Annotated in this window: 19 protein-coding genes; 6 read left to right on the forward strand and 13 right to left on the reverse strand. The window is 59.6% G+C overall.

The window, feature by feature from the left end:
• Window positions 1-37 precede the first annotated feature (37 nt).
• Entirely contained in the window at window positions 38-826 is a 789-nt protein-coding gene (locus I6J26_RS10280; protein WP_258553368.1) for an HAD family hydrolase, read from the reverse strand.
• Between the two features lie 95 nt (window positions 827-921).
• Between I6J26_RS10280 and I6J26_RS10285 the strand changes: the two genes are divergently transcribed.
• Complete coding sequence (locus tag I6J26_RS10285; RefSeq protein WP_115021498.1) at window positions 922-1,956, forward strand: enoyl-CoA hydratase/isomerase family protein; 1,035 nt, start codon at window positions 922-924, stop codon at window positions 1,954-1,956.
• Window positions 1,957-1,963: 7 nt separating this feature from the next.
• On the opposite strand, the gene I6J26_RS10290 is transcribed toward I6J26_RS10285, so the two are convergent.
• Genes I6J26_RS10290 through I6J26_RS10300 form a run of 3 tightly spaced genes read right to left on the reverse strand, consistent with a single transcriptional unit; the run spans window position 1,964 to window position 5,506 of the window.
• Complete coding sequence (locus I6J26_RS10290) at window positions 1,964-3,103, reverse strand: DUF6882 domain-containing protein (RefSeq protein WP_115021499.1); 1,140 nt, start codon at window positions 3,101-3,103, stop codon at window positions 1,964-1,966.
• Between the two features lie 25 nt (window positions 3,104-3,128).
• Complete coding sequence (locus I6J26_RS10295) at window positions 3,129-4,271, reverse strand: glycosyltransferase family 4 protein (protein WP_115021500.1); 1,143 nt, start codon at window positions 4,269-4,271, stop codon at window positions 3,129-3,131.
• Window positions 4,272-4,282: 11 nt separating this feature from the next.
• Window positions 4,283-5,506, reverse strand: a complete 1,224-nt coding sequence (locus I6J26_RS10300) for an NAD-dependent epimerase/dehydratase family protein (RefSeq protein WP_115021501.1) — start codon at window positions 5,504-5,506, stop codon at window positions 4,283-4,285.
• Between the two features lie 202 nt (window positions 5,507-5,708).
• Between I6J26_RS10300 and I6J26_RS10305 the strand changes: the two genes are divergently transcribed.
• Window positions 5,709-6,365, forward strand: a complete 657-nt coding sequence (locus I6J26_RS10305; protein ID WP_115021502.1) for a hypothetical protein — start codon at window positions 5,709-5,711, stop codon at window positions 6,363-6,365.
• A 147-nt stretch (window positions 6,366-6,512) separates the two neighbouring features.
• Here the strand turns inward: I6J26_RS10305 and I6J26_RS10310 are convergent, their stop codons facing one another.
• The gene (locus tag I6J26_RS10310) at window positions 6,513-7,058 is read right to left on the reverse strand and encodes a gamma carbonic anhydrase family protein (protein ID WP_115021503.1); all 546 of its coding nucleotides are present in this window, start codon (window positions 7,056-7,058) and stop codon (window positions 6,513-6,515) included.
• Window positions 7,059-7,061: 3 nt separating this feature from the next.
• A complete protein-coding gene (locus I6J26_RS10315; RefSeq protein ID WP_115021504.1) occupies window positions 7,062-7,457 on the reverse strand; it encodes a hypothetical protein in 396 nt (131 codons plus the stop codon).
• Between the two features lie 35 nt (window positions 7,458-7,492).
• Here I6J26_RS10315 and I6J26_RS10320 point away from each other — a divergent pair, with 35 nt between their 5' ends.
• Window positions 7,493-8,362 carry a patatin-like phospholipase family protein gene (locus tag I6J26_RS10320; protein WP_115021505.1) on the forward strand — a complete coding sequence of 290 codons (870 nt, stop codon included), beginning with the start codon at window positions 7,493-7,495 and terminating at the stop codon, window positions 8,360-8,362.
• Window positions 8,363-8,542: 180 nt separating this feature from the next.
• Window positions 8,543-10,108, forward strand: a complete 1,566-nt coding sequence (locus I6J26_RS10325; RefSeq protein ID WP_115021506.1) for a TrkA C-terminal domain-containing protein — start codon at window positions 8,543-8,545, stop codon at window positions 10,106-10,108.
• A 15-nt stretch (window positions 10,109-10,123) separates the two neighbouring features.
• Here I6J26_RS10325 and I6J26_RS10330 read toward each other — a convergent pair whose 3' ends face one another.
• The 3 genes from I6J26_RS10330 to pth are packed head-to-tail and all read right to left on the reverse strand — an operon-like array spanning window position 10,124 to window position 13,342.
• Window positions 10,124-11,767, reverse strand: coding sequence for a peptide chain release factor 3 (locus I6J26_RS10330; RefSeq protein WP_115021507.1), 1,644 nt, complete (start codon window positions 11,765-11,767; stop codon window positions 10,124-10,126).
• A gap of 24 nt (window positions 11,768-11,791) precedes the next feature.
• Entirely contained in the window at window positions 11,792-12,637 is an 846-nt protein-coding gene (locus tag I6J26_RS10335) for an SDR family NAD(P)-dependent oxidoreductase (protein WP_115021508.1), read from the reverse strand.
• A gap of 39 nt (window positions 12,638-12,676) precedes the next feature.
• On the reverse strand, window positions 12,677-13,342 hold the full coding sequence (pth, locus tag I6J26_RS10340) for an aminoacyl-tRNA hydrolase (RefSeq protein WP_115021509.1): 666 nt from the start codon (window positions 13,340-13,342) through the stop codon (window positions 12,677-12,679).
• A 37-nt stretch (window positions 13,343-13,379) separates the two neighbouring features.
• Here pth and I6J26_RS10345 point away from each other — a divergent pair, with 37 nt between their 5' ends.
• Entirely contained in the window at window positions 13,380-14,363 is a 984-nt protein-coding gene (locus tag I6J26_RS10345; protein WP_115021510.1) for an NAD(P)H-dependent flavin oxidoreductase, read from the forward strand.
• A 65-nt stretch (window positions 14,364-14,428) separates the two neighbouring features.
• Complete coding sequence (locus tag I6J26_RS10350) at window positions 14,429-15,883, forward strand: glyceraldehyde-3-phosphate dehydrogenase (RefSeq protein ID WP_115021511.1); 1,455 nt, start codon at window positions 14,429-14,431, stop codon at window positions 15,881-15,883.
• Between the two features lie 180 nt (window positions 15,884-16,063).
• Here the strand turns inward: I6J26_RS10350 and I6J26_RS10355 are convergent, their stop codons facing one another.
• From I6J26_RS10355 to I6J26_RS10370, 4 genes are all read right to left on the reverse strand, one after another.
• Window positions 16,064-17,449, reverse strand: a complete 1,386-nt coding sequence (locus tag I6J26_RS10355) for a hypothetical protein (RefSeq protein WP_239121778.1) — start codon at window positions 17,447-17,449, stop codon at window positions 16,064-16,066.
• A 124-nt stretch (window positions 17,450-17,573) separates the two neighbouring features.
• Window positions 17,574-18,317, reverse strand: coding sequence for an ATP-binding cassette domain-containing protein (locus I6J26_RS10360; protein ID WP_115021513.1), 744 nt, complete (start codon window positions 18,315-18,317; stop codon window positions 17,574-17,576).
• An 86-nt stretch (window positions 18,318-18,403) separates the two neighbouring features.
• A complete protein-coding gene (locus I6J26_RS10365) occupies window positions 18,404-19,075 on the reverse strand; it encodes a response regulator (protein ID WP_039674614.1) in 672 nt (223 codons plus the stop codon).
• Window positions 19,056-20,261, reverse strand: coding sequence for a sensor histidine kinase (locus I6J26_RS10370; RefSeq protein ID WP_115021514.1), 1,206 nt, complete (start codon window positions 20,259-20,261; stop codon window positions 19,056-19,058). Before I6J26_RS10370 ends, I6J26_RS10365 begins: the two co-directional genes overlap by 20 nt.
• Window positions 20,262-20,269: the final 8 nt, after the last annotated feature.

Here is a 20,269-nt window from a genome sequence, read left to right on the forward strand (position 1 = left end):
AGAAGTGCCTGAACCAGGCAGGTTTCCTGGGAGCGTGTTAAGAGCTCAGAAGCTTACGCAACACCACGCTGACCCCGTTGTCTGTGTTAGCGGGTGCGACGATGTCCGCGACCTCTTTGAGTTGTGGGTGAGCATTCTCCATGGCCACAGCTGTGCCCGCAGCCCGAAGCATCTCTAGATCGTTGAGGTAATCGCCGAAGGCCGCGGTGGCGGCGATGGGAACCTCGGAGAGTTCGGCGAGCTTGGTTAATGCGGCGCCCTTATCCACCCCGCGGGCCATGACATCGAGCCATACCTTGCCGGAGACGGCGACGTTATCGTCCGGGACTGCTTGACGGATCGGTCCGTAGACATACGCTTCCGAGCCTGCCTCGCAAAAGATAGCGATTTTGATGATGTCGGAATCAGGGACGGAGGAAAGCTCCGGCACCCACGTGACAGCTTTGTAGTACTTAGCCAACTCAGCACGAGCGGCGTCCGATACGTCTTCGGCCACGAAGGCAGTCTCTGGCGTGCATAGCACCGTGGTGTGCGGTTCGGTGATGGAATCAGCCGCAGTGCGGGCAGCGCGTACGGTTTCTTCCGCAATGGGGAAGGTGGCGATGATGTCCCCGCCGCGCATAACCACCGAGCCATTTTCCGCGATGAAGGTGTCGATGTGAGGGAACATGTCCTTGAGCGTGGCCAGCTGACGGCCGGACGCCGGTACCAGCTCGCAGTGACGCTCAGCCGCTAGTTTCTGAAGCTCAGGGAAATCAGCGGGAAGCTGGCCGTGAGCATCAAGAAGTGTGCCATCCATGTCGAGGGCAACAAGCTGTGGGAGCACGAAAAGTTACACCGTTTCTGTGGTCTTGTTTGTAAGGCTCGGACACCTCAAAAATGTGGTGGCCGAAAAATGTGTGATATGGAACACTGGTGCGTATGACTACGACTGATCCAGTACTCGTTTCCGTCCGCAACCATACCGGAGTCCTCGAACTCAATCGCCCTAAGGCATTGAACTCGCTGACCCCCGACATGATTGACATCATTCGCCGCTCCCTTGAGGAGTGGGCCAAGGACGACACTATCGAACAGGTCCTGATTCACTCTGCGAGTGAGAAAGCATTCTGCGCCGGCGGTGACGTCCGCCATGCCCGCGAAGGAATAGCGGAGGGCAAGCTCGAAGACGTCGATGCCTTCTTTGCCTCCGAGTACCTCACCAACGGTGATATCGCTGAGTTCCCTAAGCCCTATATCGCCGTGATTGATGGTGTCGTTATGGGCGGTGGCCTTGGTATTTCCCTCCACGGCTCGCACCGCGTGGTGACAGAACGTGCCTTTGCTTCGATGCCGGAGATGAACATTGGTTACGTCACGGATGTAGGCGTGGCTTATGCCGCACAGCGCATGGTGGGCACCCGTGGTGTGGCATCGCCTGGATTGGCTAAGTTCTGGGGCATTTCGGGCTACCGCATGTATGCCGCCGACATGTTGTGGACCGGCGTAGCGACTCACGTGGTCAAGGACGCTTCTGAGCTGATCGAGGCAGCAATCGACCGCGGCATTGATGCCGCCCTTGTGGACCTCGCCTTGCCTGCACCACAGGATCCGGCACCGCTGGAGCAGGTAGCCAAGGACTTGGAAGAGACCTTCGCGTTGCCGACGTGGGAGGAGATCTCTGCAGAGCTAGAGACGCGCCCGCAGATCGCTGGGGAAGTGAAGCGCCTCATGGCGGGCGCCTGCCCGGCAGCGATTATCGCGGCCAATGAGCTCTTTGAAGCCGAGGCGAGGTTGGATGATATCCGCGAAGCGCTCCTGTTAGAGCTCAAGCTCGGCATGCACATGTACCGTCGCCCGGATTTCTCCGAGGGCGTGCGCGCAGTCCTCGTTGATAAGACCCAGGACGCGAAGTTCGACCCCGCCACGACCCAGGAGGTCGATCCGGAGGAGTTCCGCGCGATCCTCAACGCTTAAGGAAAAGCTAGAAACCGCGCTGGCGCTGGTACGCGGCGCGGGCGCGCTGCTCGTCTACGCCCGGGGGAACCGCCACGTTGAGCGTGGCCTGCGTGGCGGCCGGGGATGGCGCAGGAAGGCGGAAGGCGGGGGCGTCGGAAAGCGCGAGGCCCAGACGGCCGTCCGGAAGGTGTACCGGCAGCAGTGTCCACAACCCTAGGATGGGCATGGCAAGCTGCGGCAAGCGTGCCTGGCGGGCATCCGCGATGGGAACCTGCGCGCGGAGGAGCTCCGGCACGGCGCGGTCGTAAGCGAAGCGGCGCAGATTGCTTGCCGCCTGCGCAGCCATAGTGGAGGCGAGCTCGTCAGCCCACGCCCAGGTAAAAGTACCGGCAGACTCGTCCAGCGTGGCAACGAGGTGTGCCGGGACGGTCAGAGAACCGCGTGCCGCGGTTACCACCGTGCGGGATGTTCCAGGGTCGAGCTCGGCCCTCAGATTGGGGAAGCGGGCATCGAGGAAAAAGTTGTGCTCAGTGGCAAGGAAGTGAGCATCCGCAAGGATATCCCGCGCGCGAAGTCCCACCTGGCCATTCAGTTGGGGAAGTGCAACGATGCGAGAACCCTCAAACTGTGCGAGCGCTTCTGGGTTGTTGTGAGGGACATTCATATAGGACGCGAGCTCGGTGGTGGCTATGCGCTCATCCACACCGCCCTCGATGTCCCCGCTTTTCTCCAGACCTGCGAGGATAGCACTGGAGGGAGTCGGGTCGATCTCCGTGAAATCCACTGCTACGAGCGCCTCCGCGTCGCCCTGCGGAACGCGGACGACGGGGCGATCGCCAACGAGACGACGAGCCAGGCCCCTGAGTAGTGCCGTATCCGGCTGGGGGCCGTGGAACTCGGGAAGATCAGCCTGCTGCGCCAAGCCAGTGGCCCAGTGGAACTGGCCATCCTGCATGGACGCCAAGCGCAAACCGTCAAAGTCATGAACTCCGCTACTGGTGGTGAAACGCACCGTAGCGCGCTGGTCATGCTCAGGCTGGTCGGGCTCGGTAGGGGTGAAGTTGACCTCTACGTCCGTGATTGGGCCGAGACGTTGGGCAAAGGTGGCGTCGATGCCGGCCTGAATAAACGCGCCGGCGGAGTACAGGTTTCTCGCTGAATCCATGAGTGCTCCTTGACTAAGAATAAGGTTAGTCCCTGCGGTAGGGGTGCTCGATGGCCTCCTCATAAGCTGCAAGGAGGGCATGGGTGGATTCTACCCAGGAATACTTCTCCGCCTCGCGTCGGGCGGCTGCCCCCATCTCGGATCGCCGCGAAGGATCACGGAGAAGGCTCACAGCGGCGTCAGCCCATGCTGCGTCGTCTGCATCGGCGTCAATGAGATGGCCGGTGACTCCTTCCTCAATAACAAAGGGGATTCCGCCGGCGCGCGTTCCGATAACGGGAACACCCGACGCGAAGGACTCCAATGCCACGAGACCCAGGGTTTCCGTAGCGGAAGGGAAGAGGAAGACATCACCGACCGCGAAGGCGGCAGCAAGCTCTTCACCGGAGAGGTAACCGGTAAATGTCGTGTAGGAGGGATCGAAGCCCGCTTTGAGCTCATCCAAGAAGGGGCCGTCGCCGACGATGGCGAGGTGGACGTCGCCAAGCTCAGCGCGCACCAGCTGCATGACGTGGTCGAGGCGCTCTAAGTCCTTTTCTTTAGAAACCCGACCGATGTAGGTAAGCAGCGGCGCACCCGGGTTTCCGCCGGTGAGACGCTCTCGCATCGCCGCGGTGGCCCGGGAAGGCTGATACGTCTCCGTATCCACGGCTTTGGGCCATAGCTTTACGTTGCGAATGCCCATCTCACCAGCCTTGTCCACCATGGGCCCGGAGGTGCACAGATTGACTGCTGCCTGGTTGTGCAGGTACTTCAGCGCGGCTTCGGTGAGCGGGCGAGTCCAGCCAATTCCTAAGGCATCGACGTACTCGGGCACGTTGGTGTGGAAGCTAGCCACGAGTGGAACAGCGTCACGCTGCGCGGCAAAGACGCCGAGCGCTGCGGTCCAAATCGGGTTGACGGCGTGGATGACATCGGGGTCAAAGTCCCGAATTTCTTTAAAGAAATTCCACGAGGGCAAGCCAAACTTGATTTCCGGATAGACCCACAGCGACAAGCTGGGAATGCGGGTGACCTCGAACCCTGCATACGTGGCAGGAGCTTTGCCCGTAGCGAAGATGCGGACCTCGTGGCCCATCGCCGCCAACTGGTCCAGCGTGCGGGTAATGCGGGTGACCACGCCGTCGATTTTGGGCAAGAAAACTTCAGTAACAATCGCGATGCGCATGGAAGTGATGCTTATGCCTGTGCGGTATCGGTAGCGTGGTTCGCCTCAGTGTCGGGAACACCTGCGTGCTGCTGTTTGGTCCACAGAGACTGTGCTGGAATCTTGGAGCGGTCCACGCGCTCGGCGTACTTGCGGGCAACCTCTTCGACCTCATGGAGCAGGCCTTCCGACAAGGTGGTTGGTTCTAGGCCAAGCTCTAGGAACGTGTCGTTGGTGACGTGAAGTTCATTTTCTGCGGACTCCTTGCGTGGATTGGGCACGTAGGCTACTTCCGCGCCAGAAATCTTTGCCAGCAGCTCCGCCAAGTCGCGCACGCGGTGGGTTTCGGTCATCTGGTTGATGATCTTGACGCGCTCGCCACGAGCGGGCGGATTATTCAGTGCCAGCTCAATACAGCGCACCATGTCACGGATGTGGATAAAGGCGCGAGTCTGGCCACCAGTACCGTGCACGGTCAGTGGGTAGCCGATACCTGCCTGAATGAGGAAGCGGTTGAGCACCGTGCCATAGTCGCCGTCGTAGTCAAAGCGGTTAATGAGTCGCTCGTCCTTCTGGGTTTGCTCGGTGTGCGTGCCCCAGATGATGCCCTGGTGCAGGTCCGTAATGCGAAGCTCATCGTTCTTGGCGTAGTAGGCAAAAAGGTGTTGATCCAGAACCTTCGTCATGTGGTAGACCGAGCCCGGATTGGAGGGGTAGAGGATCTGCTGCTCGACGATGCCGTTCTCACCAGCATCGACCTGCACATCCAGGTAGCCCTCCGGAATCTTCATGCCTGCGGTGCCGTAGCCGTACACGCCCATGGTGCCCAAGTGTGCGACGTGAATATCCTGCTCAGATTCCACGATGGCGGCAAGCAGGTTGTGGGTAGCGTTGATGTTGTTATCCACCGTGTAGCGCTTGGTGCGCGAATTCTTCATGGAATAAGGAGCAGCGCGCTGCTCAGCGAAGTGGACAACGGCATCTGGGCGCTCCGTGGTGAGGAACTCCAGCAGGCCGTCATAGTCCTGAGCTACGTCGAGGTTGCAGAATCCAATGGTCTTGCCGGAGACCTCAGTCCATGCGGCCAAGCGCTCTTCGATGGACACGATGGGAGTGAGCGATTCTGCGCCGAGTTCCTCATCGATAGCGCGGCGGGAAAGGTTGTCCACGATGATGACCTCGTGGCCCTGATCGGAGAGATAAAGTGAGGCTGGCCAGCCGCAAAAACCATCGCCGCCGAGAATCGCTACCTTCATGTTTTCTCTCTCCACATCATGATTGGGGGCATTACCTATGGTGCCGCCGTCGACGGAAAACCCGGCGCGGCGGCACACACTTTTATCCACCTTACCGTTGACAGCGTTCACGCGGAGGGCATGCTGGGTAAACAGTGAGTGAATGTTTCCTAAGGCTGCACGATGACGTAGCAGTGAGACGACTGCTAGTAAACTAGCCCGCATGCTTGAAGCCGTGCTCAATGCCTTCGCCGATTCTGTCAACGCCCTGCTCATCGGCATCCTCGTGGCCATTGGCATTATGCTTCCGCGAGGTAGTTACCGCAAGATTGCTGCGCTTGTCATCGTCGGCGATTGGTTCGGTGTGCTCACCGCTGCCGCCGTGGTCATGTTCGTTTTCGTGGGGATTCAAGACAAGGTGGCCGCCGCCTTGGAGTCTCCGGCGATTGGCTGGGGCCTCATCGTCATAGGCGTGGGCCTCGGTGTTCTGGCGTGGCGCTCGAAGGGCGAGCCTAACGATATGGTTCAAAAGCTCCTCGGCCCGCTGCGCACGCCCTCGCCTAAGACCGTTGCGGTGGGCTTCCTTATGGGAGTCATCCAGTCGCTGACCTCCGTGCCCTTCTTCTATGGCCTCATGCACCTAGCAGCCGGGGATTTCAGTAATACCGTGAAATATGGCGGCCTTTTCTTCTATGCCAGCTTCGCGCTGTCCTTGCCCACCGTGTGCGGGCTCTTCATTGCGCTCGTGCGTGCCAAACCTCATTCCTGGGCTGGTCGGGCTTTCGCGTGGGCGCGGGAGAATTCAGCCGCCGTTGCACTGTGGAGCGGCTATGGCGTGGCTGCCTTCTTGGTAGTTATGGGGCTCGTCGCTCTGCTCTAGCACTTTAGCCTTGAGAACGTTCGATTAGGGGTTTAGCTCGCGGCCTTAGCTTGCGAACGGAACTTCCCTAGTTGCCAAAGATCTGGTCAGATCCCGCGGCGAGTTCAAGAGTTTTGGCAACAACGGCAGTTTGAAACAGTCTTGGCGCTAGTCGTAGAGGACTTCGTCGAGGGGGAGGGCTTCGCCAAGCAGCGCCTGATTCTTAGCAATGTCGACGTAGCGCGCGGCGTGCGGGATGAAGGCGTCGGATTCCTCCGAGCTCAACTCACGGCGCACCTTGGCGGGTACCCCAGCAGCTAGGGTGCCGGCGGGAATATTCTGGCCTTCCAGCACCACCGCGCCGGCGGCGACGAGAGAGCCTGGGCCCACGGTGGAGCCCGAGAGTAGGGAAGCCTTCATCCCAACGAGCGTGCCCGCGCCTACGTGCGTGCCATGGAGCATGGCCATGTGGCCCACGGTGACGTCATCCTCCAAGATGCACGGGTTTGTGGACTCTACGTGGATAACGCAATTGTCCTGGATATTAACGCGTGAACCGAGGCGGATGGAACCGACGTCACCGCGAAGCACACAGCCGTAGAACACGGAGGAGTCCGGGCCAATAGTGACATCACCAATGATGGTGGCATTCGGTGCAATCCAGGCGCTGCGGTGAATACGTGGGGTCTTACCTTGGAAGGGGAGGATGAGCATGGTTTAAACTCCTTCAATCGCTATGGCCAGGGCCGTTGAGATTTCATAATCTCCAGGCTCTGGGCTGAGATTCTTAAGAAGAGAGAGTTCTTCAGGCGAGAGCGGGATAACCCAGCCCCTTTTCGGATCATGCACTGCGCGTTCCTGCGCAGTCGTGGGGGACAGGTACACCGTGGTGTGTGGGCCAGTTCGTGGGCCGCGTAATTGGGCGGCTTCGCCCGCACGGGCCACTTCCGCCAGCACCTTAGCGCCGGAAGGGGACGTCTCCACGATGATGAGCCCATCCGCCGTGTGCACGGCAAGGCGGTCCAGCTCAACCTCAACGGCATGTGGATCGGGGGAGGCCAAACGCGCGCCGGGGGAGCCGACAAGATTCTTCAGTGCAGAAAAGAGACCCATGGCGCGATCCTAGCCTGCGGGTACCATCGGGCACTGTGATTGACGCAAAAGATACAGCACTCGTCATTGAAGGTGGCGGCATGCGCAATTCCTATACCGCCGCATGTATCGTCAAACTGCTTCAGGAGGAGGTGGAATTCGGCTGGGTCGGTGGTGTTTCCGCAGGCTCGTCGCACACCGTTAATTTCCTCTCGCGCGATCCCATCCGCTCTGAAGAATCCTTCGTAGACTTTGCCAAGAACCCCAGCTTCGGTGGTCTAGGTTCTCTACTGCGCGGCAATGGTTATTTCAACGCCGAATACATCTATGAGAAGTCGGCCGACAAAGATATGCCCTTCGATTGGGAGACCTTCGAAGCCAATCCAGCACAGATGTGTATCTCGGCCGCTCGGGCGGACACCGGTGAGAGCGTGTATTGGGGCCGCGAAGACATTGAGACCCAAGAGGATCTGATGGTGCGCGTGCGTGCGTCGTCGACCCTTCCTCTCATCATGCCCATGCGTGTCATTGACGGCGCACCTTATGTGGATGGAGCCATGGGTGAATCTGGCGGCATCCTCATTGACCAAGCAGAAAAGGCTGGGTTTGAGAAGTTCCTCTTTCTCGGCTCCAAGCCACGCGGCTATGTACGCCCCTCAGTCAGCCGCCCCACGGCGCTGCGCCGCGTCTTCCGCAAGTACCCAGCCGTGGCTGAAGCCATGATCGAGCGTCCACCGAAGTACAACCGCTCCAAAGACCGTCTCCTTGAATTGGAGAAGGAAGGACGCGCCCAGCTCTTCTTCCCCGAGGATATGCAAGTGACGTCTACCGAACACGATGTGGCTAAGCTGCGCTCCAATTTTGAGGCGGGCCGCGCACAGACGTATGCGGAGTGGCCGGCATGGAGGGATTTCCTCACCGCCTAGTTACCTAGCAGCAGCTTCCGGTGTTGATCACCGAGCATCTGCAGGTGTGAGACGTGCCTCGTTTGCGGCCATAGCAACATCATGGAAAAGGCGGTGCGCTGCAAGGATGCGGTTAATGGGTGATTACAGGAAACGCCTTTCACATGGCTTTTTCTGTGCAGTTTCCTAGAATGACAGACCGTGTTGGCACTATTTGATGGAAATATTTGGCTGAGCATCTTTTTCATTGCTCTGCTCGGCACATTGTTTGGCATGATTCCCTTCGGCCCGCTGCGCTTTGGCGCGGCGGGAACGTTGTTCGTCGGTTTGGCTTTCGGCGCCTTCATTGAGCTCGATGGCGCAATCCTCAGCAGCTTGCAGGAAATGGGCCTTGGTCTCTTTATCTACATGCAGGGTTTGTCTGCCGGTGAGCGATTCTTCAAGGGATTCTCTGAACAGCTCAAGCACATGATCACCGCGGCGATCGCCGTGATTGCGGCCGCGGCTGTAGCGCTGCTTGCCGGCGGATGGCTTGGGTTGTCACCTTTGGCTTCGGTCGGCGTCTTCTCGGGTGCGACGACCTCGACGGCGTCGCTGGCGGTTGCTCAGCAGCAGACGGGCGAAGAGCTACCAGCTGTGGGTTATTCCCTGGGGTATCCGGTCGGCGTTGCAGTGGCCATTCTGCTTGTGGCGATGCTGTTGAAGCAGTCCTGGCCGGGGTCGAAAGACAAGGACAATTCTGCGGAGGAAATCTTCCGCTCCCGTACTATTCGCGTGACGAAGAACATCACCTACGACGAGCTACTGGAACGCTTCGAGGACCAATTCGTCATCGCCACGATTCGCCGCGGGAATACGAGAACTGTGGCCGGTGACCACCCGGAGATTCGCAAAGGCGATATCCTTCGCGTCCTCGTAACGAAGGCGAAGAAACATGAGCTTACGGCCGCCCTGGGTAAGCGTCAGCCGCAGGTGCCCTTCATAGACAAGCGTCTCGTCATTGAAAACGTCGTGGTGTCGAACTCGGACATTGCAGGCCGCACCATCGAGGAACTTGATCTGTTTAAACGCTACGGTGGCCGCATCATCCGCATCCACCGCGGCGATGAAGAGTTCCTCGCCAGCTTTGACACGCACCTCGACTCTGGTGACCGTGTCGACATCATTGTTGACCAGGACCGTCTGGGCGATATCCGTAATTATTTCGGTAATTCGGTACAGGGCTACTCGCAGCTGAACTGGACCGCAGTAGCTGGCGGCCTGTTCTTGGGCTATCTCTTGGCACTCGTTGTTGTTCCGATGCCGGGCGGTGCGTCCTTCGAACTGGGCTTCGCGCTCGGCCCACTGATTACTGGTCTCATTCTGGGTGCACTACACCGCACGCGACGCGTGCCGTGGAAGGTTCCGGCCTCCATCAACACCGCCTTCCAGCAGTGGGGCCTCGTCATCTTTTTGGCCTCTGTGGGCCTCGCTTCCAGTGATGCGTTCCTCTCCACCGCCTTCTCGTGGATGGGTGTGAAGTGCATGCTGCTGGCCGCCATCGTCACTGTGGTTGCCATCGCAATCTTCGCTGTGGCGAACCGCTTCCTTGGTCAGTCCGAGACCCGCACCGCCGGTGGTATCTCCGGTATATTCGGCCAGCCAGCCGTGGTCAACTACGCCACGGGAATGAGCTCTGACTCCCGCATCATGACCGGCTACGCAGCCACGATCGTGGTGGCGCAGATAGTCAAGATTGCGGTTATCCCCATCATGCTGACTTTCTAGTCAGCAACTAGCCATCTAATCCGCCACGAGCGTTTCGATGGTGAGTTCCGGGTGCTCCTTCTCAATGAAGGCCAGCTTCCACTTATCGCCAAACAGGGCGATGAGCTCGCCGTCGGTGCGGGTGAAGATCTCTACGCCGCGCTGGCGGCCCAGCTCTGGTGCGGACTCGGCGTCGGTGCGGCGTCCTACGGAGTAGGGGATGGGCTCCGTGACGGTTGGCACGTTGTACTCGACTTCCATGCGGGCCTGCATGACCTCGAACTGCATGGGGCCGACGGCGGCCATGACGGGAGCGGCGTCACCACGGGTATCGTTGCGCAAGATTTGGACAACGCCTTCGGCCGCAAGCTGGTCCAAGCCTTTGCGGAAGGCTTTGTAGTCGCCCAAAGACTTGGCGCGCAGGATCTGGAATGACTCAGGAGCGAACTGCGGCATGGGCTTGAACTGGACCTTCTTGCCGGTATAGATGGTGTCACCCGGCGCCAAGGAACCGGCGTTAACCAAGCCCACGATGTCACCCGGGAAGGCGGAGTCCACGGTGTCGCGGGTACGGCCAAAGACCGTCAAGGCGTATTTCGTGGAGAAGCTGCGGCCGGATTGGGCATGGTTTACCTGCATGCCACGCTCAAACTCGCCGGAGACGACGCGCATGAAAGCCAGGTTATCGCGGTGCTTGCGGTCCATGCCTGCCTGCACCTTGAAGATGACGCCGGAGAACTCATCAGTGACCTCACGGACCTCATCGATGGCGGCCGCACCACCGGAGCCGGCAGCTTCAATGGCCTTAGGATCCGAATCGCGCGAGCGCGGAGCCGGGGCAATGGCGCACAGCGTATCGAGGATTTGGTGCACGCCGAAGTTCAGCATGGCGGAAGCGAAAATGAGCGGGGAGGTCACGCACTGCTCGAAGAGCTCTTGGTCGTGCAGGGCGCCGTCGGCAGCCAGCAGCTCGGCTTCCTCCACGGCGGTTTCCCACGCATCTTCTTCCTTTGAGGCGGCGTCGGCAGGCGCGTAGTGCTCCTCCGGAGCAATGGTGGAGCCACCTGCGGTGCGCAGGAAGTGAATGTACTCGTCGGCTTCACCATCATCATTAATGTGGGCTAGACCGCGGAAGTCACCAGCAATGCCGACCGGCCAGTAGAGCGGGGTGGGTTGCAGCTGGATTTCGTTCACGATTTCGTCGACAAGCTCCAGCGGCTCACGGCCCACGCGGTCCCACTTGTTGATCACCGTAATAATGGGCAGGCCACGGGCCTTACACACGCGGAAGAGCTTGAGGGTCTGCGGCTCGAGGCCCTTGGCGGCGTCGATAAGCATCACGGCAGCATCCACCGCCGTGAGCACGCGGTACGTATCCTCTGAGAAGTCCGCGTGGCCCGGGGTATCGACGAGGTTGATCATGTAGGGCTCGCCCTCATGGCCCTCCGGAGCGTACTCAAACTGCAGGGCTGAGGATGCGACGGAAATACCGCGGTCCTTCTCCATCTCCATCCAGTCAGACACCGTGGACTTGCGGTTGCCCTTACCGTGCACCGCGCCGGCTTCATTAATAACGTGGGCATGCAGCGCCAGCGCCTCCGTGAGCGTGGACTTACCAGCATCCGGGTGGGCGATGACGGCGAATGTGCGGCGGCGGGAGGCTTCGGAGGCAATACTCATGCGGGTTAGTTTAGCCGCTGGGTGCTACCACTCCACATCGAGCTGGCGGCCTAGATCATCAAAGATGCGCCGCGCCACTGAGAGCTTCTTTGCAATTGGGCGCCGCAGTCCTGGCTTGCGCTTGTCGTTATAGTATTCGCCGGACTCGAAATGGATACCCGGGGTGCCGGTGAGGAAGAAAGCGAGATTCTCGCCACCCTGATCAGCCGTGCCGAAGCGCTTGCCCAGAACGCTGGAATACAGCGTGCTCGTCTTGCTCGTCGAGGTTTTCGCAAAACTGGTCTTGAGCACACCGGGGTGGAAGGCCACGGCGGTCAGCCCATGGGAGTCGAAGTAGCGGGTAAGCAGAATATCGCCGAGCTTGGCATTGCCATAGGCGCGCTCCGCGGAAAACTTCTCAAAGGTGTTCGGGTCACCTGGATCGAAGGAGGACATCACCATATTCGCCACCGAGGCGGTCTGCACCACCGTCGCATCGCTATCCCGCAAGATATCGCGCAACAAGGACGTCAGCAGGAAAGGAGCCACAACGTTGACCTGCCACGTGCGCTCAAAACCATCGGCCGTGGCAAAGGGACCATCAAAAATCCCGCCAGCATTGTTGCCCAAGGCATGGATGTTCTCGTACTGGCGTAGTTCCTCCGCGAGGCGACGTACCTGACCCAAAGATTCAAAATCCGCCACGTGATAGTTAGCATCGATTTCCTCAGCCACGGCCTGTGTTTTCTGCGGGTTGCGGCCGACGAGCACGAGCGTGTCCTGTGGGCGACGCTTGTGCAGAATGCGGGCGGCGGAGGCCCCCACTCCGTCTGAGGCGCCAGTAATGACGATGGTCCGTGGATCCAGGTTCGATGAGAAGGCGTGGCTCATACTTCGATAGTCTAGGGCGATCCACGCGGACGCGCGGGTTTACTTTCCGCGCGAATGGATCTCGTTCTGTGCCTTGTTCATTCCCTCGGACACAATGAGGCGCGCGGCTTCCGCAGCGGTGGCGATGGAGCTTTCGAAGGCCGGGGAGGCGTCGACAGGCGCGAGCACCCAATCCGGAATGGAGCTACCTTTGGGCGGGCGGCCAATGCCCACGCGCACACGTAGATAGTCGCGGGTTCCCAGGCGTTCAGTCAGCGATTTCAGACCGTTGTGGCCATTCTCATTGCCGCCTTTCTTGATACGCACGCTGCCAGCGGGCAAATCGAGCTCATCATGGATGACAATAATGTGCTCCGCCGGCACCCCTAATTGTGCAGCCAGGGGCGCCACGGGGTCCCCGGAAAGATTCATGTACGTGTGCGAGCGCACGGCCAGAACCTGCGTGCCGTCCACGTCAACGGGCGCGGCGCTGAGCTTGTGTCCCGTGACCGGCTCAAGCACATCACCTGCATCAGCAAGGAGATCATCAACTGTCATGTAGCCCACGTTGTGGCGCGTCGCCGCATACTTCGCGCCAGGATTGCCCAAGCCCACGATGAGCCACTCAGCGCTGAGCGCAGCGGGGTCCAGCCCAGCAGCCGGTTGCGGCGACGGTGCAGCGCTGTTGCCGAAAAGGCGGGCAAAGAAGTCACGGATGGAGGACACAACTACTCCCTTCTAGGAAGTTCTTTATTCTGGGACCATGAGTAAGCTTCTTGAGACTATCACTTGCCCGGTTCTACCTGCCCCGATGGCCGGTGGGCCCACCACGCCGGCTCTGGTCCGCGCGGCCGCAGCCGCCGGTTCTTTCAGCGCATTAGGGCTAGGCAGTGCGTCCGTTGAAACTGCCCGGGCAGCCATTAAGGACTGCGCCGGCACGCGCTTTGGTGTCAACCTCTTTTGCCCACAGCGCGAGCTCACTGCCACTGAACGGGCTGCGGCGGAAGCCCTCGCGGCAGAAGAAAATGCCGTGCTTGGCGACGTCCCCCTGACCTTCGGCTGGCAGGAAAAACTCACCGCCGCGCTGGACGGCGGAGCAGCAGTGTTGTGGTCCATGTTCGGCGTCTTCAGCGACGCCGAAGTTCAGCGCATCCACTCCTCCGGCGCGGAAGCGTGGACCACGGTAACCACTCCGGAGGAAGCCCTCGTTGCCGCAAGCCGCGGCGTCGACGTGTTGTGCGTGCAGGGCCCGGAAGCCGGTGGGCACCGCGGCGTGTGGGACCCAGCTGCTGAACCAGATCAGCGCCCGCTGGAGGAACTTATCGGCGCCGTCCACCAGGTCACAGACCTTCCGCTTATTGCCGCCGGAGGAGTGCGCACCGCTGCGGATGTTGCTGAAGCCCTCTCTTGGCCTGGCGTGGTTGCGGTCAGCTGCGGCTCGGCTTTCCTGCTGAGTGAGGAAGCTGGTACGAGCGAACACAACCGTGCGTTGCTTCGACGTGGTGGGCCCACCGTGTCCACACGTGCGTTTTCAGGGCGCTACGCCAGGGGACTCGAAACGGAGTACACCCGTACCCATCCCGATCTGCCTTTGGTGTATCCCTATCTCAACGCGTTGTTGAAGCCGCGCCGTGCCCGCCATGACGCGGAGGTTGGATACTGCCTCGTCGGGACCGCCGTAGAGAAACTGGGCGGGGGTAGTGTGGCGCAAATCCTCGCGCAACTATGCCCAAACGGACATCTTTAACAGTTAATATTTACGGTTGGATAGAGAAGTACACCCCTCTTTGAGAAGTAAAGGATACAGAGCACGTGACTGCAAACGCGCATATTGGGCACGAGGACTGGAACGAACGTCTGGAGCTGGCCCAGGAGATGATCCCGCTCATCCACCAGCTGCACCGCAATAACAACGTCGTGACCTCCATTTACGGTCGCATGCTTATCGGCGTGACCGATATTGACATCATCAAGGCTCACCGTTATGCCCGCCGCATTGCTGAGCGTGAGCTCTCCACTGCTGAGACTCTGCCCATCCTCAAGGAACTGTGCACGATGAACCTGGGCACCGCCTCGATTGACCTGGGCCGCTTGGTCATGGGCTTTGAGGAGTCTGGTTCCGATAATCTGCGGAACTACCTGGAGGAGACCTTGGTCGACCTCGTCGGTGCAGGCGTGGATAAGGAATCCACTGACGTCGTGCTCTACGGCTTCGGCCGCATTGGCCGCCTGCTGGCCCGCATCCTTATCGCCCGCGAAGCTGCCTACGGCGGTGTGCGCCTGCGCGCCATCGTTGTTCGCAAGAAGGGCGACATTGACATTCTCAAGCGCGCCTCCCTCCTGCGCCGCGATTCGGTCCACGGTGCCTTCAACGGCTCCATTGCTGTGGATGAGGAGAATGAGGTCATCTGGGCCAATGGCACCAAGATTCAGATGATTTACGCCAACAACCCGGCAGAAATCGATTACACCCAGTACGGTATCGACAATGCCATTGTCGTCGACAACACCGGTGTCTGGCGTGACCGCGACGGCCTATCCCAGCACCTGCAGTCCAAGGGTGTGGCTCGCGTGCTGCTTACTGCCCCGGGCAAGGGTGACCTCAAGAACATCGTGTACGGCATCAACCAGGGGGACATCGAGGAGTCTGACCAGATTCTCTCCGCCGCATCCTGCACCACCAACGGCATTACCCCGGTGCTCAAGGTCATCAATGACCGCTACGGTGTGGTTCACGGCCACGTGGAAACCGCGCACTCCTTTACCAATGACCAGAACCTCATCGACAACTTCCACAAGGGTGATCGCCGCGGCCGCGCAGCGGGCCTGAACATGGTCCTCACCGAAACCGGTGCGGCCAAGGCCGTATCCAAGGCGCTGCCGGAGTTCGAGGGCAAGCTCACCGGCAACGCCATCCGCGTTCCTACCCCGGACGTGTCCATGGCTGTGCTCAACCTGGAGCTGGAGAAGGAAGTAGACCGCGACGAGGTCAACGACTTCCTACGCAACGTTTCTCTGCACTCTGACTTGCGCCAGCAGATTTCCTACATTGCTTCCCCTGAGGTTGTGTCCTCCGACTTCGTCGGCTCTACCCACGCTGGTGTCGTTGATGGTCTGGCGACCATCGCCTCCGGCAAGCACCTCGTGCTCTACGTCTGGTACGACAACGAGTTCGGCTACTCCAACCAGGTCATCCGCATCGTCGAGGACATCGCTGGCGCCCGCCCGGTGGTGTACCCGAAGCGCGTTGACGTCTCTGAGCTCTAAACGCTAGAAATACGAACACCGCCCGCGCTGCATGGCGTGGGCGGTGTTTCGCTGTTTTAGGCTCCTGCTCGGCGTGAGCCCTAGCTTTGCCAGGATGCTTCAAGCGCGCAACTGCCCGATCTGCCAAAAGTACGGGCCAAGATCGAAAAATCTAGACTGCTTTTGTCAGATTCGTCAGTTTTAGCGGGGAGACAGCGCACGCGTGTGGAGCAGACGCCGTGCGAGCAACGCGGCAGCCGCACAGAGCACCGCAGTCAGGGCCATAGCGATGGCATAACGCATAGGTGAGAGCGCAATCAAGGGCCAAGCCGGGAAGGCAAGGAGCCAGAGGCCGGTATCTGCCAAGACGTCGCCGCCTAAGGTGACGGAGACGATCGTGCCTACGATGGTGAGGGCGATAGCACTCACAATGCCGAGGCGAATCATCAGAATGAGTGACACAGCCGCGATGACAAAGCCCACCCCAACTGAAAGGGGGAATGCCGAAATCTGGGCAGTGACATCGCTACCTGCGAGTGCACTGGCCAGGTAAGCGGCAGCGCATACCGCCACGATGATGCACAGGAACCAGAGGAGAATCCCGGATGCGCCGAACCGTGTTTCCATATGTACCAACGGCCATGATCCAGCTACACGGGGCCAAACGAGGACCGGCAAGATACCTGTGCCGACCGGTAGCAGAAAGAAGTGAAAGAAGCCTTCGACGTAGTTAGCGGGATAAAGCAGTGCTACGAAACCGAGCGTGAAAACGCTGAGCAACAGGCAAGAGAACACCGCTGGGCTAAAAGCCGCATGGTGCAGCCCCAACAATGTGGACCACGGCGAGGACTGCGCTGCGGCACGGGAATGCTCCGTTGGTTTCCATGGTTGGGCTTCTTCCACGGTGGCATTAGTTCGCGTCACCGTAGACTGTGTGAAGGCGAAACGCAGCGGGAATACTGGCCGGTATCGACGCGGCGTGTAGACCGCGGCTAATGACCCAAGCACGGCGAGGATGACACACAATATGAGAGCTGGAAATGGACTGCTGGTCAATAGTGGGTCGTTTGGCTCAAGGGGCACCGAGTTCTGATGAATACGCAGTGCGGGCAGAAGAAGCCGTTGCGGCCATGCTGGTAGAAAGGCCCACCACCTGCCTGTTTCGACAGTGCTCGGAAGAATGCTGACAAGCTGCCACAGAACCGCTGCCACGAGTGCTAATGCGAAGCCCAGTCGACGGGTACAGGCCGCGGAAAGTCCGGCAATGCCAAGCGCGCCAAGGAAGGAGCAGAGCCCAGCTACGAGGATAAGTTCATGATTCTCGCGCCCCTGGGCAGCGACAACGAACCAGGAAACACCAAAGTTCAGAATATGGAAGACCGCAAGGCTGACAATGACGACGATAAAGCGGGCAGCATTCTCGAGACGCGGGTTGAGGTTTCTCCATTGCGTTCCGCCGCTGCGAGTGATGGTCTCGCGGCGTTCTGGAATGGCAGCGAACAGCCCAATAAGAGGGGCATACATTCCGGTAACAAACAAGGACTGCCAAGCCAAGACGCCCGTGGCATCAGTGTGTGCTGAGGCCATTGATGAGAAAATGATTGTCATGATGACCAGCGGTAGTGCCAGCAAAGGCAACCACTGTAAGGTACTTCCGCGGCTGCGTAGTAGTTCTGCAGAAAGGTAACTCGGGCGAGGTGCTGTGGTGTGCTTAGTCACGTGATTCCCCTTCCCGAGAGATAGATGCTTGGGAGGCACGGCTCGGTGACGTGAGCCGGAAGAATTCCTCTTCCAACTGGCCACGGGGTGCTAGCTCGTGTAGGGAACCGGAATATCGAATCGTGCCCTCGGCCAAGACCGTGATGTCATGTGCAAGATGCAGAACTTCACCAAGCTGGTGGGAGCTGACGATAACGGTGTGCCCAGCCGCGGCCAGTTGCTGTAGCAGCTTTCGCAATTCCATGATGCCTTGGGGATCGAGGCCATTCTGAGGCTCATCAAGGACAAGAATCTCTGGATCACCGAGGAGTGCTTGTGCCAAAGCCAAGCGTGCTTTCATACCGGTGGAAAAGGATTTCGCCTTCTTGGCACCAACGCCGCGGAGCCCAGCGATGGAGAGGACGCGGTCAATCTCAGAGTCGGGAAGCCCCAGCAGCCGGGCATGAACACGAAGATTTGCCTCGGCGGACAGATGGCCATAAAAAGCCGGTCCGTTGACTGAAGCACCAATCTGGCGAAGCACATCGCGTGTCCATGGTTGGCCAGCCACGCTCATGGAGCCAGAGTCAGCCGGCACGAGGCCTAAAAGAATGGAAAAGAGTGTTGATTTTCCTGCCCCGTTGCGTCCGAGGAGCGCATGCACGCGGCCAGGAGTGATACAGAAAGAGAGGCCATCGAGGACTCGTTGCTGACCAAAAGTCTTCGTGATGTTCTCAAAAGAGATGTCGCAATTCATAGGTTGCAGTATCGCCGGGGTGCACCATAAAGTAATCCGACTGCATGATGGTTTTCAGCGGGGAGATCTCCTACCGTGGTAGGAGATTAGGCAACCCCAGCGCGTTGGGCTAAGAGAACGAGGGCCACGCGGTCGCGTGCGGCGAGCTTCGACATGAGCGCGGAGACATGTGTTTTTACCGTGGTTTCCGCGATGACCATGTCGGAGGCTATCTCCGCATTCGTAGCACCACGGGCTAGCAATGAGAGTACTTCCATTTCGCGCCGCGTTACCAGGCTGAGTCCTTGGCGTTCCTGGGCGCTGAGGCTATCGTGCGTGAGCGCGGAGCGATAGGCCTCGAGCACAGGGCCGGTAACCTCGGCGGCCAATACCGATTCCCCCTGCGCCACATCGCGCACGGCGGTCACGAGAACCTCTGGGTCGGCATCCTTCAATAGGAAGCCGTTGGCACCAGTGGAGATGGACTGCGCTACGAGCTCTTCATCGTTAAAGGTGGTGAGCATGATGATGCGGCACTCTGGCTTTCGCTCGAGTATGGCTTGAGCCGCCGAAATGCCGTCCATGCCGGGCATGCGAATGTCGAGGATAGCCACATCGATGTGGTGAGCGAGTGCAGATTTTACGGCTTCCGCTCCCGAGGTAGCGGTAGCCGTTACTTCGATGTCTTCTTGCGCAGTGAGGATAGTAGACAGTGCTGAGAGCAGCATTGCTTGATCATCGGCCAACAAGACGCGGATTCTAGAGCTGCTGTGCGGCATTTTTGGTGTCCTTCATGGGTATTTGTGCGTGCAGGTTAAAGACATGAGCATCGCCGGAATAGTCGAGGCGACCGCCAAGGGAACGAGCACGTTCTCCTATCCCCACTAGGCCTACGCCGCTGCCCGAAACGTTGCTCGGTGAGGGGTGTTGATTGGTGGAGGTGAGGGTGAGCGAGGGGGCGTCGTCAAGCGCAAGCTCAACCGTGACATGCGTGCCGACGCCCTGATGGCGCAGGGCATTCGTCAATCCCTCCGTGATGATGCGCACCAGTGCCATCTGAACCAACGACGGTACGGCAAATGAAGCGGGGAGGTTTGCATCGATCTTCAGCCCTGCAACGCGGAAGCCTTCGAGGATTGCCTCGATGTGCTCGAGTTGTTGAGCAGGCTCCAGCGACGTGGGACCAGGCGAGCGTAAAGCAGCGACAATTCCCCGAACCTCGCCCAATGCGGAATCTGCGTTCTCCCGGATTGACAGAAGTGCGTCCTCAGCCGCGCCGGAATCCGATGTCGCTGCAACGATGCCCGCATTAGCCTGAACCTTAATCAGGGTGAGGGAATGGGCGAGGACATCGTGTAGCTCCCGTGCAATGAGGAGGCGTTCTTCTTCTTGTGCCTGGTGGAAGCGCTCGCGGGCCAGTGCCTCTCGTTGGCGATCACGGTCGAAATAGCGGGCAGCAATGAAGTATGTGCTTCCCAGTACCGCCCAGTGAGCCACAACCATAGCGAGGAAGTGGGTGTCCACCTCATAGCGGAGAAGATAGGATTCAACATCGATCCGCCACATGAAGGGGGAGATGAAGGTTCCGAGCGCGGTGATGAGGAGGATCGCCCGAGGAAGTAGCCTGTGGTTTATGTACCGCGAGGTGGTGTACACGGCCATCGGGGCGGTCAACGCCCAAGGCGGCAAGCCGCTATTAGCAGGAAGCTGGCTCATCCACGTGACTGCCCAGGCTGAAAGAAGAACTAAAAAGCCTGCCGCACTTAGGACTGGCTTCGAGCGCCACACGAGGAAGAACGGTATGAACAGCAGGGACAAGAGAGCTTCGATAACCTCTACTGTTCCGGCGGAGGAAGCCGCCAAGGCACAATAAAAGGCCGCTACGAGCCCCGCGACTCCTGAGAGTAGTGCGTCCCCCAAACGCACCGAGGTCAGGAAGGCGCGCGCGGTGCGGGAAAAGCTCATAGACGGCC

Source organism: Corynebacterium minutissimum, assembly GCF_016889765.1.
Lineage (GTDB): Bacteria > Actinomycetota > Actinomycetes > Mycobacteriales > Mycobacteriaceae > Corynebacterium > Corynebacterium minutissimum_B.